Origin of the sequence: Streptomyces sp. YGL11-2 (assembly GCF_050054615.1) — a bacterium.
Taxonomy (GTDB): Bacteria; Actinomycetota; Actinomycetes; order Streptomycetales; family Streptomycetaceae; genus Streptomyces.
On sequence record NZ_JBNHIN010000075.1, the window covers coordinates 2,490 to 19,053 of the forward strand.

Below are 16,564 nucleotides of genomic sequence, written 5' to 3' on the forward strand. Positions count from 1 at the left end.
CGCGGCGGGTCGTGAGCCGGAGCGGGGTCAGAGTTGCGTCAACGTCTTCGAACGCAATCCCGGTATTTGCCGCCGTGAAGTGACGATGTCCTGGAGGACCCGGCACGCCGACCGGTGCCGCGGGCCACCCCCTCGGCACCGACCGGCGTGCCGTCTATTTCCACAGAGGAGTACGTGATGTCACGGGGCAGCGACAGTGCCGGCGGGGCGGGGCCACGTCCCGGCCGGCTCAAGGTCTTTCTCGGGGCCGCCCCCGGGGTCGGCAAGACCTACCGGATGCTGGACGAGGGCCGGCGCCGGGCCGCCCGCGGCACGCACGTGGTGGTGGCCTTCGCCGAGTGCCACGGCCGCTCCGCCACGGAGGCCATGCTCGACGGACTCGACGTGCTGCCGCGGGTGACCCGCCACCACCGGGGTGCGGACTTCACCGAACTCGACCTCGGACTGCTGCTGAAACTCCGCCCCCAAGTAGCGCTCATCGACGAACTGGCGCACACCAACGCACCGGGCGGCCGGCACACCAAGCGCTGGCAGGACATCGAGGAACTGCTGGCCGCGGGCATCGACGTGGTGGCCACGCTCAACATCCAGCACCTGGAGTCGCTCAGCGACGTCGCCGAGAAGATCACCGGAGTGCCGCAGTACGAGACCGTGCCCGACGAGGTCGTCCGCCGCGCCGACCAGATCGAGCTGGTCGACCTTCCCGCGGAGGGACTCCGGCGCCGGATGGCGCACGGCAACATCCACCCGCCCGAGAAGGTCGACGCGGCGCTCTCGCACTACTTCCGGGTCGGCAACCTCACCGCGCTGCGCGAGCTGTCGCTGCTGTGGGTGGCCGGCCGGGTCGACGAGGCGCTGCGCAAGTACCGCTCCGAGCACGCCATAGGGCGGGTGTGGGAGACCCGGGAGCGCGTGGTGGTCGCGCTCACCGGCGGCCCGGAAGGCGCCACCCTGATCCGCCGCGCCGCCCGGATCGTGGACCGCTCCTCCGGCGGCGATCTGCTGGCCGTGCACATCACCCGCAGCGACGGCCTGGCCGGCGCCTCGCCCGCCGCGCTGGCCGGGCAGCGGCAGCTCACCGAGCGGGTCGGCGGCAGCTACCACTCGGTGGTCGGCGACGACGTCCCCACCGCGCTGCTGGACTTCGCCCGGGCGCAGAACGCCACCCAGCTCGTCGTCGGCGCCAGCCGCCGCGGCCGCCTCCGGCGGCTGCTGACGCCCCGCGGGGTGGGGGAGACCGTCGTGGCGCGCTCCGGCGACATCGACGTCCACACGGTCACCCACGAACACGCCGGCCAGGGAAGGAAACGGGCCACCCCCGGCAACGGACTGCCGCGCTCCCGGCGGGTGGCCGGGCCGGTGGCCGGTCTCGTCCTGCCCGTACTGCTGACGCTGCTGCTGCGCGGCGTCTCCGCCCCGCTGGCGCTCAACCTCACCAGCGAGGCGCTGCTGTTCCTGCTGACCGTGCTGGGCGTGGCCTGTATCGGCGGGGTGGTCTCCGCGCTGCTCGCCTCCGTGACCACCTCGCTGATCCTCAACTACTACTTCATCCCGCCCCAAGGCGAGTTCACCTTCGCCGAGGCGAACATCGTCGTCGCCCAGGCCGCGTTCACCATCGTCGCGGTGACCGTCGCCGCCATCGTCGACCGCTCGCTGCGGCTGAGCCGGCGGGCCGCTCGGGCGACCGCGGAGGCCGAGACCCTGACCTCGCTGGCCGGCGGCATCCTGCGCGGGGACCGGGCGGTCCCCGTGCTGCTGGAGCGCACCCGCGAGACCTTCGGTATGGACAGCATCGAACTGCGGCCCCGGCAGGAGGAGTTGGAGCACCGCACGGCCCCCGTGTTCGAACCGGCGCGCACCTGGCGCGCGGACGACACCCACACCACCAAGATCGCGATAGGGGACGACAGCGAGCTGGTGCTCACCGGCCGCCGGCTGCCCGCGTCCGAGCACCGGGTGCTCACCGCCTTCGCCGCGCACCTGACCGCCGCCGTCGAGCGCGCCCGGCTCGCCGAGGCCGCCGCCGAGGTCGAACCGGTCAAGGCCGCCAACCGCATGCGCACCGCGCTGCTCGCCGCCGTCGGGCACGACCTGCGCACGCCACTGGCCGGCGGCTGGGCGGCGGTCAGCTCGCTGCGCAGCAGCGATGTGGAGTTCTCCCCCGAGGACCGCGAGGAACTGCTCGCCACCGCCGAGGAGTCCCTGGCCAAGCTCAGCCGGCTGGTCGACAACCTCCTCGACATGAGCCGGCTCCAGGCGGGTGCGCTGACCCTGCGCCTGGAGCCGGTCGCGTTCACCGACGTCCTGCCCTCCGCGCTCGACACCCTGCCCGACTCGCCCCCGCAGGCCCTCGTCCACGTCGTGACCCAGGGGCTGGACACCGCCCCCGACGTCCTCGCGGACCCGCCGCTGCTGGAGCGGGTCATCGCCAACCTGGTGGCCAACGCGGTCCGCCACTCGCCCGCCGGCCGCCCCGTCACCCTCGGCGCCAGCGCGCTCGGCGAGCGGGTGGAACTCCGCGTCATCGACCGCGGCCCGGGGATGCAACTCGCCGACTGGGAGCGGGCCTTCGAGCCCTTCCAGCGGCTCGGCGACACCGACAACACCACCGGCCTCGGCCTCGGCCTCGCCCTCTCCCGCGGCCTGACGGAGGCCATGGGCGGCACCCTCACCCCCGAGGACACCCCGGGCGGCGGCCTGACCATGGTCGTCTCCCTGCCGGCGGCACCGGCCCCGGTGGCGGCCGCCGCGCAGGAGGGACGCTTATGAGGCATCCGCCATGGATGAGGCGTACGGCGCCGGGGTGGCACGGCCGCCCCGGCACCGCTCAGGAGTCCGCCAGCCGGGTCTCCTCCAGATCGAGCGAACGCTGCAACCGGCGCCGGGTGGTGTCGCTGATGAGGTGGTCGTCGTGCAGCCGCTGCAGCTCCGCGGCCTCCACCGCGATCACCTCGCGGCGCAGCTGCCGGTAGGTCGCCGCCATGGACTCGACCGGGTCGTCCTCGTCGAGCAGTTGGCGGGTGAGGTCGAGGCGGGTGGTCATCTCGCGGCGGAGGCGCGCCACGAGGACGTCGGGGACCGCTTCCAGGTCGGCCATCTGCTCCAGATGCCGCAGACCGGCCAGCACGACCCGGTGCCGGGCCTCGGTCTCCTCACGGCGGGTGTGGTCCGGCTCCAGCGCGATTCCGGAGCGGCGGACGAGCGGGGCGAGGGTGAACCCCTGGGCGACCAGCGTGATCACGACGACGGACGTGGTCAGCACCAGGATCACCCCGCGCTGCGGGAAGCCCGTCCCGCCGACGGTGGCCAGCGGTATGGACAGCGCCGCGGCCAGCGGCATCACCCCGCGGGTGCCGGCCCAGGACGCGACCGCCGCGACCCGCCAGGAGGGTGTGCCCGCCGCCTGCTTGCGGTGCAGCACCGCGGACAGCGGGAACACCCACAGCATCCGCACCGTCATCAGCACCACGGCCAGCGCCGCCGCCTGCACTGGCCACAGCCGGTCCGCGTCCGTCAACGCCCGTATCAGAGAAGGCAGTTCCAGTCCTATGAGGCTGAAGACCACGCTCTCCAGCAGGAAGACCACGGTGCCGTAGACCGCGTGCAGCTGGAGCCTTATGGGGGCGGTGGTCAGCCGGTGGCCGCGGCTGCCCAGGACCACGCCCGCCACCACCACCGCGGTGACCCCGGACGTCCTGGCCGCCTCGGCGAGGACGTACGCCGCGTACGGGGTGACCAGGGCGATCACGGTCTCCAGGACCGGGTCCACGGTGCGCCGCCGGATCAGCGCCACCACCCCCGCGACCGCCAGCCCCACCAGCCCGCCGCCGCCCGCCAGGGTCACGAACTGCCCGCCGGCCGCCTGCCAGGTCACCACACCCGACGCCGCGGCGACCGACACCGCCACGCGGAACAGCACCAGCGACGTGGCGTCGTTGAACAGGCTCTCGGCCTGCACCAGCACCTGTATACGGGGCGGCAGTGCCAGCCGCCGGCCCAGCGCGGTCACCGCCACCGGATCGGTGCTCGCCAGCACCGCACCGAGGACGAACGCGCCGCTCAGGGGGAGCGGCGTCAGCAGCGAGGCCACCGCCGCCACCGCCGCCGCGGAGAACAGCACCAGCCCGACGGCGAGCACCGTCACCGGCCGCCACACGGCCTTCAGATCCCGCCCGGACAACTCCTCCGCCGACGCGTACAGCAGCGGCGGCAGCACCACCGTCCCGATCACCTCGGGCGTCACATGGACGTCGGGCACCCCGGGCAGCATGCCCACCACCAGGCCGGCCACCACCAGCAGCGACGGGGCGGGGATGCGCCAGCGCCGGGCGCCGGTGGCCACCGCCGTCGCGAGCACCACCAGGAAGAGCACGGTAGCGACACTGTGCACGGAGCGCCCCCTCGACCACCGGAAAACCGCAGGCTGTTCTCTGTGCCGACCAGACTTCCCGGCGCTCCGCGGTCACCCTATCGGCCGAACGCCGCCGGGGCAGCGCCCCGCCGGCGGAAAACCGACTGATCAGGGCCGTCGCCGGCCGCATTCCGTACATATCGGTCAGGGTCGCGACCGCGATCCCGGGTCAGGAAAACGTCAACGTCCCCGCGTTCCCGCACGGTTCGGGCCGGCCGATGTGACCATGGCCCCCTGCAGAACGGTGAGGGAGGGGCCTTCGGTGGCGTCGAGTGCTGTCGCGGCGGACCCACCGGGCGTCCGGCCGGGGAGACTCAAGGTGTTCCTCGGCGCGGCGCCCGGGGTCGGCAAGACCTACCGGATGCTCGACGAGGGCCGCCGGCGCGCCCGCCGCGGCACCGACGTCGTGGTGGCCTACGCCGAGTGCCACGCCCGGCCGCACACCGAGGAGATGCTCGACGGACTGGAGGTCCTCCCGCGGGTGCAGCGCCCCTACCGCGGCGCCGTCTTCGGTGAACTCGACCTGGACGCGGTCCTCGCCCGCCGCCCCGCGGTCGCCCTCGTCGACGAGCTGCCGCACACCAACATCCCCGGCGGACGCAACGCCAAGCGGTGGCAGGACGTCGAAGAGCTGCTGGCCGCCGGGATCGACGTCGTCACCACCGTCAACGTCCAGCACCTGGAATCGCTCAACGACGTCGTGGAGAAGATCACCGGTGTCCCGCAGCGGGAGACCGTACCCGACGAAGTGGTCCGCCGCGCCCACCAGATCGAACTCGTCGACATGCCCGCCGAGGCGCTGCGCCGGCGGATGGCGCACGGCAACGTCTACCAGCCGGAGAAGATCGACGCCGCCCTCTCGCACTACTTCCGCGTCGGCAACCTGACCGCCCTGCGGGAGCTGGCCCTGCTGTGGGTCGCCGGCCGGGTGGACGAGACCCTCCAGAAGTACCGCTCCGAGCACGGCATCGGCACCGTGTGGGAGACCCGCGAACGCGTCGTGGTGGCGCTCACCGGCGGCCCCGAGGGCACCACCCTGATCCGCCGCGCCGAACGCATCGCGGACCGCTCGTCGGGCGGCGATCTGCTCGCCGTGCACGTCGCCCGCAGCGACGGACTCGCCGACGCCTCACCCGCCGCACTCGCCAGGCAGCGCGCCCTCGTCGAAAGCCTCGGCGGCAGCTACCACTCCGTCGTCGGCGACCATGTGCCCACCGCCCTGCTGGACTTCGCACGCGCCGAGAACGCCACCCAGCTCGTCCTGGGCACCAGCCGCCGCGGCTGGTTCTCCCGGCTGCTGGCGTCCCACGGCATCGGGGAGACCACCGTCGAGCTGTCCGGTGACATCGACGTCCACATGGTCACCCACGAACGCTCCGGCCGCGGCCGCCGGCTGCCGATCCCCGGCCGGCTGCTGCCCCGCTCGCGCCGGACGGCCGGGCCGGTGGCCGGCCTGCTGCTCCCGCTCCTGCTCACCGCCGCCCTCGCCAACACCCGCGGCACCCTCAACCTGACCAGCGAGGCACTGCTCTACCTGGTCACCGTGGTCGGTGTGGCCTGCTTCGGCGGGGTGGTCTCCGCGCTGCTCGCCTCGCTCACCGCCTCGCTGCTGCTGAACTACTACTTCATCCCGCCCGTCCGCGAGTTCACCATCACGCAGCCCAACAACGCCTTGGCCCTCGTGGTCTTCGCGGGCGTCGCCGTCACCGTCGCCGCCATCGTCGACCGCTCGCTGCGGCTGTCCCGGCGCGCGGCCAGCGCCACCGCCGAGGCCGAGACGCTGTCCTCCATGGCCGGCAACATCCTGCGCGGCGACCAGGCGGTCTCCCGGCTGCTGGAGCACACCCGCGAGACCTTCGGCATGGAGTCCGCCGAACTCGTCCCGCGCGTCGACCAGGAGACCGAGGCTCCGGACGACGTGGAGGGCACCGTGAAGGTACCGGCCGGACCGGACCGCCTCCTCGTCCTCCGGGGCCGTACCCTGCCCGCCTCCGAACACCGGGTGCTGACCGCCTTCGCCGCCCATCTCGCCGCCGCCCTGGACCACGCCCGCCTCACCGAAGCCGCCGCCGAGGTCGAACCCGTGAAGGCCGCCGACCGGATGCGCACCGCGCTGCTCGCCGCCGTCAGCCACGATCTGCGCACCCCACTGGCCAGTGGACGCGCCGCCGTCAGCTCACTGCGCAGCACGGAGGTGGAGTTCACCGCGGACGAGCGCGGGGAACTGCTCGCCACGGCCGAGGAGTCGCTGATCGAGCTCAACCGCCTGGTGGACAACCTCCTCGACATGAGCCGCCTCCGGGCCGGCGCGCTGACCCTGCACCTCCAACCCACCGGCTTCGCCGACGTGCTCCCCCTGGCCCTCGACACCCTCGCCGCGACGCCCGTGCCGATCCGCTCCCAGGGCCTGGACGAGATCTGCGACGTCCTCGCCGACCCGCCGCTCCTGGAGCGGGTCATCGCCAACCTCGTCACCAACGCCGTACGGCACTCCACCGACGGGCGGAGCGTGCTGATCACCGCCAGTGCGCTGGGCCCCTGGGTCGAACTGCGGGTCGTCGACCGCGGCCCCGGCCTGCGACCGGGGGACCGCGACCGGATCTTCGTCCCCTTCCAGCGCCTGGGCGACAACGACAACAACCGTGGCCTCGGCCTCGGACTCGCCCTCTCCCGCGGCCTGACCGAAGCCATGGGCGGCACCCTGACCCCCGAGGACACCCCCGGCGGCGGCCTCACCATGGTCCTCTCGCTGCGCGCCGCCCGCGCGGCGGACACCCTCAACACCCCGAACGGAGACGCATGGGCGCCGGAGGGCTAGCGGTACTCGCCGGCTTCGCCGCGTTCGGCGGCCTGGTCGCCGCGCTGGCGGGCGCCTACGGCCTGCGCCAGACCCGGCGGCTGACCCGGACCGGAGTGCGGGCTCGGGCCCTGGTCAAGAACCCGCCGGGCCGGGCCGCCGGGGAAGTGCCGCCACCGCGCCCGCTCCTCCAGTTCACCACCGACGACGGCCGGGTGATGGAGATCGTCTGCCCGGCACCGTCCACCCGTCGGCACCCGCTGCGCGACGGCGACCGGGTGTCCGTCACCTACGACCCGGCCGACCCGCGCACCGCCCTCGTCCACGGCCGGGAACGCCTCGCCCTGGATCGCGCCTTCCTCACCGCCGGCACCCTCATCGTGGCGCTCTCCCTCGCCCTGCTCGCCGTCGCGCTCCTCGTGCGGTAGGGCCTGCCCCACCACAGGCCCCGGGCGGGGAGTGAGCCGTCGAACTTCCCGCGCAATGCCGTCGCGAGGGTCGGAAAGCCGCCCCCGCACCTTCCGCTCGCACTCGCGCTTCTTCCGGGCCTGCGCCCCTCCATGCGAGCTGCGCACCCGGCGACCCGCCCATCGTCCGGGTCCTGGCCAACCCTCGTACGGCGCGTCCCGCGCCGCTCGGTGCCGCGTCGCGGAACCATCGACGGCAGCCGCCCACCGGGCCCACCACGCCGAGGAGTTGCCCCGTGCCCCGCGTCTCCGTCGTCCTGTACACCTCCGATCTGCGGCTGCACGACCACCCGCCGCTGTGCGCCGCCCTCGGCTCCGCCGACGCGGTGGTGCCGCTGTTCGTCCGCGACGACGCCATCGCCGCGGCGGGGTTCGCCACCCCCAACAGGCAGGCGTTCCTCGCCGATTGCCTCCGCGGGCTCGACGCCGGGCTGCGCGAGCGCGGCGGGCGGCTCGTGGTGCGCTCGGGCAACCTTGTCGAGCAGGTGGGCCGGGTGGCCGCCGAGGCCGGGGCCGGCGAGGTGCACCTGGCGGCCGGCGTCAGCGCCTACGCCACCCGCCGCGAGGAGCGGCTGCGGCGGGCGCTGGAGGCCGACGGGCGCCGGCTGCACGTCCACGACACGGTGATCACCGCACTCGCGCCGGGTGCGGTCGCCCCGGCGGCGGCCGACCACTTCGCCGTCTTCACTCCGTACTTCCGGCGCTGGTCCGGGCAGCGGCTGCGCGAGGCGACGGCCGCGCCGCGCACCGTACCGGTACCCGGCCACATCGGCTCCGAGCCGCTGCCCACCGCCGCCGTCCTGCCGGGGGTGTCGCCGGGGCTGGCCGCGGGCGGCGAGGCGGAGGGAAGAAGGCGGCTGGCCGCCTGGCTGCGCGGCGGCCTGGACGCCTACGAGGACCGCCACGACGACCTCGGCGGCGACGCCACCTCGCGGCTCTCCCCGCATCTGCACTTCGGCACCCTGTCGCCCGTCGAACTCGTCCACCGCGCCCGCCGGCACGGCGGTCCCGGCGCCGACGCCTTCGTACGGCAGCTCGCCTGGCGGGACTTCCACCACCAGGTCCTCGCCGCCCGCCCCGACGCGGCGGCCGTCGACTACCGCACCCGGCACGACCGCTGGCGCACCGAGGACACCGCCGGGGACGAGATCGCCGCCTGGAAGGAGGGCCGCACCGGCTATCCGGTGATCGACGCGGCGATGCGCCAACTCCGCCACGAGGGCTGGATGCACAACCGCGCCCGGCTGCTCACGGCGAGCTTCCTGAGCAAGACGCTGTACGTGGACTGGCGGATCGGCGCCCGCCACTTCCTGGAGCTGCTGGTCGACGGCGATATCGCCAACAACCAGCTCAACTGGCAGTGGGTGGCCGGCACCGGCACCGACTCCCGCTACAACCGCGTCCTCAACCCCCTCGTCCAGGCCCGGCGCTACGACCCGGACGGGGAGTACGTACGCCGCTGGGTACCCGAACTCGCCGCGCTGGCGGCACCGTTGGTCCACGAGCCATGGAAGCTGCCGCACTCCGTACGCGCCGGGTACGGCTACCCCGCCCCCGTCGTCGACCTCGCCGACGGCCTCACCCGTTTCCGGCGCGCCCGCGGGCTCGGATGACGACCGCACCCCGGAGACCCCGCCGGCTCGCGGCCGCCGCTCGCTACTCTGGATGATCTCCGGGCCGCGGCCCGCCGATCCGTCCCCCACACCCCGTTGGAAGCAGCCGCATGACTCCGTCGGACATCAGCCGGGCCCCGGCCCACACCCAACTCCAGGCCCTGGCCGCGCGCACGGTCTCCAGCCGGGAACTCCTGGACCTGCACCTCGACCGGATAGCCGGGTCGCCCCTGAACGCCGTGATCACCCTCGACCCGGAAGCCGCCCGCGCCGCCGCGCACGCCGCCGACCAACGGCGCGCCGACGGCCGTCCCGGCGGCCCGCTCGACGGCCTGCCGATGACCGTCAAGGACTCCTTCGAGACCCGGGGCCTGCGCACCACCTCCGGATCGCCGGAGCTGCGCGACCACCTCCCGTCGCGCGACGCGGACGCCGTTGCCCGGCTCCGGACCGCGGGCGCGATCATCATGGGCAAGACCAACCTGCCCGCGTACTGCCAGGACCTGCACACGGACAACGCCCTCTTCGGCGCGACCCGCAACCCGCACCACCCCGAGCGGACGGTGGGCGGCTCGTCCGGCGGTCCGGCGGCCGCGGTCGCCGCCCACCTCACCCCGCTCGAACTCGGCAGCGACCTCGCCGGGTCGCTCCGCCTGCCCGCCCACTACTGCGGCGTCCACGCCCTGCGCCCGACGCACGGCATCGTCCCCTCCCGCGGCCACATCCCGCGCCCGCCGGGCTGGCTCACCAGCAGCGACCTGCTCACCCCGGGCCCGCTGGCCCGGCACCCCCGGGACCTGCGGATCGCCCTGGACGTGCTGGCCGGCCCCGCCGAAGCCGACGCGGTCGCCTGGCGCCTGGAACTGCCCGCCCCCGCCGACGAGCGGATCGCCGACTACCGCATCGGCGTCTGGCCCGACGACGCGCACTGCCCGGTCGACACCGCCACCCGCACGCTGGTGGAAGACCTGGCGCAACGCCTCCGCGGCGCCGGCGCCCGGATCGACACCGACGACCGCCCCGTGGACCTGCCGGGTTCGGACGCGCTCTTCCAGCGCCTGCTGCACGCCAACGCCGCCGGCAGTGCCGAGGACGACGCCTTCCGGCGCGACTGCGACGAGGCCGCGCAGCTCCCGCCCGACGACGCCTCCCCGCGCGCGCGGTTCCTGCGGCTGCGGACCCAGCGGCACCGCGACTGGATCCGGGCGAACGAGGACCGGGCCCGGATGCGGGAGGGCTGGGCGGCGTACTTCCGCCGCCACGACGCCCTGATCACCCCGGCCGCCCCCACCGCGGCCATCGGACAGGGCGCCCGCTCGCTCACCGTCGACGGCCGGGAGCGGGGCTTCTTCGACCAGACCGGCTGGCTCAACCTCGCCGGCCACATGGGCCTGCCCGCCGCCGTCGTCCCGCTGGGCACCGACCGGGACGGCCTCCCCCTCGCCGTCCAGATCATCGGCCCCCGCCTCGCCGACCGCACGGTCCTGGACCTGGCCGAACGCATCGTCGGAAGCTGAGCCGCCGGACCGGCCCTACGGTCCGGGATCGGCCTCCGGCGTCCGCGCGGCGAGCCGCAGCGCCGCCGTGCGGAGGTCGTCGCGCGGGCCGCCGGCGGTGAGTTCGTGCAGCGCGATGTCGGCGACGGCGGCGACGAGCAGCGCGGCGACCGGCTCGGCCGGCCGCCAGCCGAGTGCGGCGAGGTCCGCCACCGCCATGCCGGCGAACGCGTCGTTGCGCGCCGCCACCTGCGGGCCGAGCGCGGCATCCGTACGGGCCTGTACCAGCAGCGCCTTGGTCGCCGGCTGGGCGAGACAGCCGTCGAGGTAGGCGGCGATCCCCGCGGCCAACCGGTCCGGCCCCGGCGGAAGTCCGCCGATCGCCGCCTCGACCCGCGCCGTCAGCTCGTCGTGGAAGACGGCGTGCAGCGCGACGAGATAGTGGGTGCGGGTGGGCCAGTGCTGGTAGAAGCTGCCCTTGGCCATGCCCGCCGCGCCGACTATGGCGTTGACCGACAGCCGGGACAGATCCTCCCCGGCCAGCAGCCGCCGCCCGGCGTCGAGCAGCGACCTGCGCCCCGGTTCAGCCGGCCGCACCGTCAACCCCCGTCGCGGCGGGCGCGTGTTGGCGCAGGAAGGGGATGACCTCGGCGAGGAACTCCCGCGGCCGTTCGCTGAACGGCTCGTGCCCCGTGGCCAGCAGCACGCTCCGGGCGTGGGGGAGCGCGCGCCGCGCCCGGCGGCCGTCGACGGCGGCGGACAGGACCGGGTCCCGCCGCCCCCACACCAGCAGCGTCGGCGCCGTCCACCGGCCGACCGGGTCGGCCGGACCAGTGAGATCGCACCGCGGGTCGGCGAAGCTGCGCCACAGCGCGCAGTGCACGGCGAGCCGCTGCGGCTCGTGCCGCAGCCGCCGGGCGCGGGCGTGGGTGGCGCGGGCGCTCGGGGTACGCAGCCCGCCCAGATAGGCCCGCGCCAGCGGGGCGACCAGCAGCCGGGCGAAGAACTGACGCCCCATCACCTGGCGGCAGAAGAACCGGGTCGCCGCGTTCTGCGGGGTGAACCCGGCCGGGTCCACGAGGATCACCCCGTTGACCGCGTCCGCCCGGCGCTGCGCCAGCCGGGCCGCGGCATAGCCGCCCACGCTGTTGCCCAGCACGCACACCCGGCGGATCCCGTGGCGGGTGGCCAGGGCGTCGAGCACGTCCTCGGCGGCGGCCACCAGCCCGTCGGCGGTCACCCGGTGCGGATCGACCGCCGTGGACTGCCCGTATCCGGGCCAGTCCACGGTCACCACCCGCCACTCCCGCGCCAGCACCGGAGCGACCGCCGCGAAGTCCCGGCTGTCACCCGGGTTGGCGTGCAGAAGCAACAACACCGGTGCGTCGCCAGCCTGGTGATCGTCCGTCAAACGGACCGCGACCTCACCCAGCGCCGTGGACACGGTGAACGCCAACGCCCCCTCGATCAATGGGACTTCCATGGCGATACCTCCTTCATGGTGGAACCTCCTTGCCGATCGCGCCGCACACGCTAGCGATGACCGACCGGTCGGTCAACGCCCTTCGGGGATCTCCCGCCGACGCCCGCCACCGCCCGACACCGGGCCCGGACGAACGCCGGGTCCGGCCGGCGGGCGCCGACCGGACCCGGGCAAAAGCCCCGCGCCGCCTCAGGCCCGGGTCAGCTTCCGCCGCCGGCTCAGCAGCACGCCGGTGCGGGCCAGCACCATCGCCAGCGACATGAAGACGAAGGTGTTGGCGTACACGTCCTGTCCGCTGAGTTCGTAGTCGATGCTGAATGTGACGATCCCCTGGGCGAACCAGTGCTCCGACCCGTACGCGAACAGCACCCGCGAGCCGGAGACGGCGATCCACAGCACCGCGTAGCCGATCCCGCCCGTGGTGTACACACCGCCGTCGGCGGCGCGGTCGGCGGGCAGCAGCGCACCGGCTATCAGCCCGCAGATCACGCCGATGCCGATCCCGGCGAGCTGCATCGAGACGTCGTTACCGCCGGTCGGAAGCGAATGCACGAAGAGCCCGATGACCACGGCGACCGCGATCAGGGACCGCAGCATCCGCATGTTGGTCAGCCGCCGGTGACCGAGATCGGTGGCGAGGATGATGCCGAGAATCGTCACGCTGGCGATCAGCGCGGTCACGAACGGAGTGAACAACGTCGACGTCGTGTTCATGAAATGCGAGGTCTCCCCTGGTATTTGGCGCGTGTTCCCCAGCGCCGACGTCCTCGACGCTACGGCCGCACGGCGTCCCCCGGCGTCGACCGACCGACGGGACCGGCTGTCCACCGACCGGTGGACACCGGCCGTCGCCGGGGTGGTAGGACTGGGTGGGTGCGCACATACACCCAGGGGAACGGTGAGGGCCACGCTCCCGAGGCCCGCAATCGCTGGTTCGGCCTCTGGGACGGGTACTTCGCCGTCAGTTACGCCGTCACCACCGTCCTGCTTTTCACCACCGGCGGCGACCCGCTCCGGCGCGCCCTCGCCATCGGCGCACTGACCCTGGCCATCCCGTGGTACGCGGCGCTCGGCCGCGGCCTGATGCTGCAGAGCCCGGCCGGCCGGACCGCCGGCCCGCGCCACCTCACCTTCGCGGCCGGGCTCTTCCTCCTCTTCGCCACGGCCACGGCCTGCGCCGTCGGCGGGTCCTTCGCGCTGTTCGCCGTCGTCCCGATGCTGATCATGTCGCTGCCCACCGCGCCCGCGGTGGCGACCGCCTCACTGGCCAACCTCACCCCGCCGGCGCTGGTCTGGCTGACCGGCGGTGACTGGCGCGCAGTGCTGCCGCTCGCCCTCCTCGGCATCGCCCTCTCCGTACTGCTGGGCCAGTGGATCACCAAGGTGGTCCGGCAGAGCAGGGAACGCGGCGAGCTGATCGCGGAGCTGCACCGCAGCCGCGAGCAGCTCGCCGAGATGTCCCGCCAGGCCGGTGTCGCCGCCGAACGCGAGCGGCTGGCCCGGGAGATCCACGACACCCTGGCCCAGGGCCTGACCAGCATCATCACCCTCGTCCAGGCCGCCGAATCGGAGCTGGCGAGCCAACCGGAGCTGGCCGCCCGGCACCTGGCGCTGACCGGCCGGGTGGCCCGCGAGAGCCTGGCCGAGGCACGGGATTTCGTCGCCGCCCGCACCCCGCCCGCCCTGCGCGAGAGCTCCCTGGCACGGGCGATCCGCCGGCAGGCCGACGCCCTGTCCGAGCAGACCGGACTGACCGTACGCTGCACCGTCGAGGGCACCGACCGACCGGTACCGATGCCCGCCGCCGTGGTGCTGCTGCGGTCCGCGCAGGAGTCCCTGGCCAACGTCCGCAAGCACGCCGACGGGGCCCGCACCGTGGCCGTCACCCTGACCTACGAGCCGCACGCGGTCCGCCTCACCGTCACGGACGACGGCGCGGGCTTCGCCGTGGCCCAGGAGCAGCCGCACCAGGACCACGCGGGCTACGGGCTGCGCGGGATGCGGGCCCGCGCCGCGGAGATCGACGGACACGCTACTGTCGACAGCCGCCCCGGTCGGGGCACCACCGTCACGATCACGGTGCCCGCGGACCCGGTGGCCGGGCAGGAGCCCGCCGACGGCGCGGGCGAGCCGTGACCCGGCAGCGCACCACACACACCGGGCGACCGGCGGGGCGACCGGCGGCGCAACAGGCGGACAAGGACCAAGGGCGCGGGGAGCGATGACGAACCACATGGTGTGCGGCGACACGGCGGCGGACCACACGATCCGGGTCCTGCTCGCGGACGACCACCCGGTCGTCCGCGAGGGACTGTCCGCCATGCTGGAGTCCGCCCCGGACATCACCGTCGCCGGACAGGCCGCATCCGGCGAGGAGGCGGTGACCCTCGCGGTGCGGCTGCGACCGGACATCGTGCTGCTCGACCTGCGGATGGGCGGGATGGACGGCGTCGAGGCCACCGGTCACATCCTGCGCCAGGCGCCCGGCAGCAAGGTCGTCATCGTCACCACCTACGAGAGCGACACGGACATCCTGCGCGCCGTGGAGGAGGGCGCGGCCGGCTATCTGCTCAAGGGGAGCACCCGGGCGGAACTCGTCGACGCCGTACGGGCGGCAGCCCGCGGCGAGACCGTGCTGACCCCGTCGCTCGCCCCCAAGCTGTTCCGCCCGCGGACCGTGGAGACCCCGCCGCTCTCCGACCGGGAGACCGAAGTGCTGCGGCTGGTCGGCCAGGGCCTCACCAACGCGGCGATCGGCGCGCGGCTGTTCATCGGCGAGGCCACCGTGAAGACGCACCTGCTGCGCGCCTACCGGAAACTGGACGTGACGGACCGGACCGCCGCCGTCGTCACCGCCCTGGAACGCGGTCTGATCTGACCGCCCCAGGGCGTCAGCCCGGTTGCGTCAGGGCTCGGGACGCGGTGAACTCCGTTGTCAGTGCCCTGAGTTGCCTCCGCCCCCCAGGGAGGCGCGTCGCCCGGCTCGGCCCCGGGCTTCCCGTTCCCCGTCCGGTACCGGTCACGCGCGCGGCGGTGGGCCCGCGCCGTAGGGGAGCCCGATGCCTTGTCACCGGCACTCGTTAGGATCGGCGGTATGCCGAAACATCTGTTATTCATGACCCTTGGTGGCCACGGGCACGTCAACCCCACGTTGCCCCTGGTCGAGGAACTCGTGCGGCGAGGGCACCGCGTGGACTACGCCACCAGCGTGGACCACTCCGAAGCGGTCATCGGAGCCGGCGCCCGCTGGGTGGAACTGCCGAAGCGGGAATGGGGGGCGCCGCCCCGCAACTTCGGCCCCGAGGCATTCGGTGAATTCATGCGCAACCTCTTCGGGGCGATGCGGGCGGCCTATCCGGTCCTGCGCGAGCACTGCGTCGCCGAGAAGCCGGACGCGATCTGCTACGACGCGATGAACTGGCCGCCCCGGGTCCTCGCCGAGGAGCTGGGCCTGCCCGCCGTCCGCACCATACCGAACCTCGCCTCCAACGAGTCGTACTCGCTGTTCGCCGAGGTCATGGACCAACTCGGCGAGGAGAATCCGGCCATCGCCGCGATCGCCGAAGCCTGTGCGGAGTTCTCCGCGGAGTACGGGGTGACGCTCGACCCGGCGAGCCTGATGGACGCGACCGAGAAGCTGAACCTGGTGTTCATACCCCGGGAGTTCCAGTTCGCCGGCGACACCTTCGACGAGAGCTTCCACTTCCTCGGTCCCTCGCTGGGCAGCCGGGAGCACGCCGAAACGTGGGCGCCGGCCGACCCCGAGGCCCCCGTACTGTTCATATCGCTGGGCACGGTCTTCACCGACCGGCCCGAGTTCTACCGCACCTGCCTCGACGCCTTCGGCGACGGCCCCTACCAAGTGGCCATGACCGTCGGCGATTTGGACATCTCCCTGCTGGGCGACATTCCGGCCAACTTCGACGTCCGGCCGCACTTCCCGCAGCCCGCCGTGCTCCAGCGGGCCGCCGCCTTCGTCTCGCACACCGGGATGAACTCCACGATGGAGGCGCTGTATTACGGCGTCGGGCTGATCGCCGTCCCGCAGATGCCCGAACAGGCGGCCAACGCCGGGCGGGCGGCCGAACTGGGCTGCGGTGAGCAGCTGGACGCCGCCACCGTGACCGCCGAGGAGCTGCGCGCGGCGGTCGACCGGGTCGCCAACGACCCCGCGATCCGCGCCAACCTCGCCCGGATGCAGAAGGTCGTCCGGGAGGGCGGCGGCGCCGTCCGCGGCGCCGAGGTCATCGAGGAGTACCTCCGCTAGCGGCGGGGCGACGCCGGGCGCGCGGGGGCG

12 protein-coding genes are annotated in these 16,564 nt (G+C 73.9%); 8 read left to right on the forward strand and 4 right to left on the reverse strand.

The window, feature by feature from the left end; translation table 11 throughout:
* Positions 1-177: 177 nt before the first annotated feature.
* Positions 178-2,769, forward strand: a complete 2,592-nt coding sequence (locus ACO1BR_RS40275) for an ATP-binding protein (protein WP_426800070.1) — start codon at positions 178-180, stop codon at positions 2,767-2,769.
* A gap of 58 nt (positions 2,770-2,827) precedes the next feature.
* Here ACO1BR_RS40275 and ACO1BR_RS40280 read toward each other — a convergent pair whose 3' ends face one another.
* Positions 2,828-4,390, reverse strand: coding sequence for a Na+/H+ antiporter (locus ACO1BR_RS40280; RefSeq protein WP_426800071.1), 1,563 nt, complete (start codon positions 4,388-4,390; stop codon positions 2,828-2,830).
* Positions 4,391-4,673: 283 nt separating this feature from the next.
* Here ACO1BR_RS40280 and ACO1BR_RS40285 point away from each other — a divergent pair, with 283 nt between their 5' ends.
* The 4 genes from ACO1BR_RS40285 to ACO1BR_RS40300 all read left to right on the forward strand — a co-directional run bounded on the left by ACO1BR_RS40285 (position 4,674) and on the right by ACO1BR_RS40300 (position 10,805).
* The gene (locus ACO1BR_RS40285; protein WP_426800072.1) at positions 4,674-7,229 is read left to right on the forward strand and encodes an ATP-binding protein; all 2,556 of its coding nucleotides are present in this window, start codon (positions 4,674-4,676) and stop codon (positions 7,227-7,229) included.
* Entirely contained in the window at positions 7,211-7,636 is a 426-nt protein-coding gene (locus tag ACO1BR_RS40290; RefSeq protein WP_426800073.1) for a hypothetical protein, read from the forward strand. The genes ACO1BR_RS40285 and ACO1BR_RS40290 overlap by 19 nt, the downstream gene beginning before the upstream one ends.
* Positions 7,637-7,911: 275 nt before the next feature.
* Positions 7,912-9,288, forward strand: coding sequence for a cryptochrome/photolyase family protein (locus ACO1BR_RS40295; protein WP_426800074.1), 1,377 nt, complete (start codon positions 7,912-7,914; stop codon positions 9,286-9,288).
* Between the two features lie 110 nt (positions 9,289-9,398).
* Entirely contained in the window at positions 9,399-10,805 is a 1,407-nt protein-coding gene (locus ACO1BR_RS40300) for an amidase (protein ID WP_426800075.1), read from the forward strand.
* Between the two features lie 15 nt (positions 10,806-10,820).
* On the opposite strand, the gene ACO1BR_RS40305 is transcribed toward ACO1BR_RS40300, so the two are convergent.
* The 3 genes from ACO1BR_RS40305 to ACO1BR_RS40315 all read right to left on the reverse strand — a co-directional run bounded on the left by ACO1BR_RS40305 (position 10,821) and on the right by ACO1BR_RS40315 (position 12,981).
* Positions 10,821-11,381: a TetR/AcrR family transcriptional regulator gene (locus tag ACO1BR_RS40305; protein WP_426800076.1), complete on the reverse strand. Its 561-nt coding sequence runs from the start codon at positions 11,379-11,381 to the stop codon at positions 10,821-10,823.
* Complete coding sequence (locus ACO1BR_RS40310; protein ID WP_426800077.1) at positions 11,368-12,267, reverse strand: alpha/beta fold hydrolase; 900 nt, start codon at positions 12,265-12,267, stop codon at positions 11,368-11,370. Before ACO1BR_RS40310 ends, ACO1BR_RS40305 begins: the two co-directional genes overlap by 14 nt.
* A gap of 189 nt (positions 12,268-12,456) precedes the next feature.
* A complete protein-coding gene (locus tag ACO1BR_RS40315; RefSeq protein WP_426800078.1) occupies positions 12,457-12,981 on the reverse strand; it encodes a hypothetical protein in 525 nt (174 codons plus the stop codon).
* A 159-nt stretch (positions 12,982-13,140) separates the two neighbouring features.
* On the opposite strand from ACO1BR_RS40315, the gene ACO1BR_RS40320 reads away from it, so the two are divergent.
* The 3 genes from ACO1BR_RS40320 (at position 13,141) to ACO1BR_RS40330 (ending at position 16,534) form a co-directional block, all read left to right on the forward strand.
* On the forward strand, positions 13,141-14,403 hold the full coding sequence (locus ACO1BR_RS40320) for a histidine kinase (RefSeq protein WP_426800079.1): 1,263 nt from the start codon (positions 13,141-13,143) through the stop codon (positions 14,401-14,403).
* A gap of 85 nt (positions 14,404-14,488) precedes the next feature.
* Positions 14,489-15,145, forward strand: a complete 657-nt coding sequence (locus ACO1BR_RS40325) for a response regulator (RefSeq protein ID WP_426800080.1) — start codon at positions 14,489-14,491, stop codon at positions 15,143-15,145.
* A gap of 216 nt (positions 15,146-15,361) precedes the next feature.
* Positions 15,362-16,534, forward strand: coding sequence for a macrolide family glycosyltransferase (locus tag ACO1BR_RS40330; protein WP_426800081.1), 1,173 nt, complete (start codon positions 15,362-15,364; stop codon positions 16,532-16,534).
* Positions 16,535-16,564: the final 30 nt, after the last annotated feature.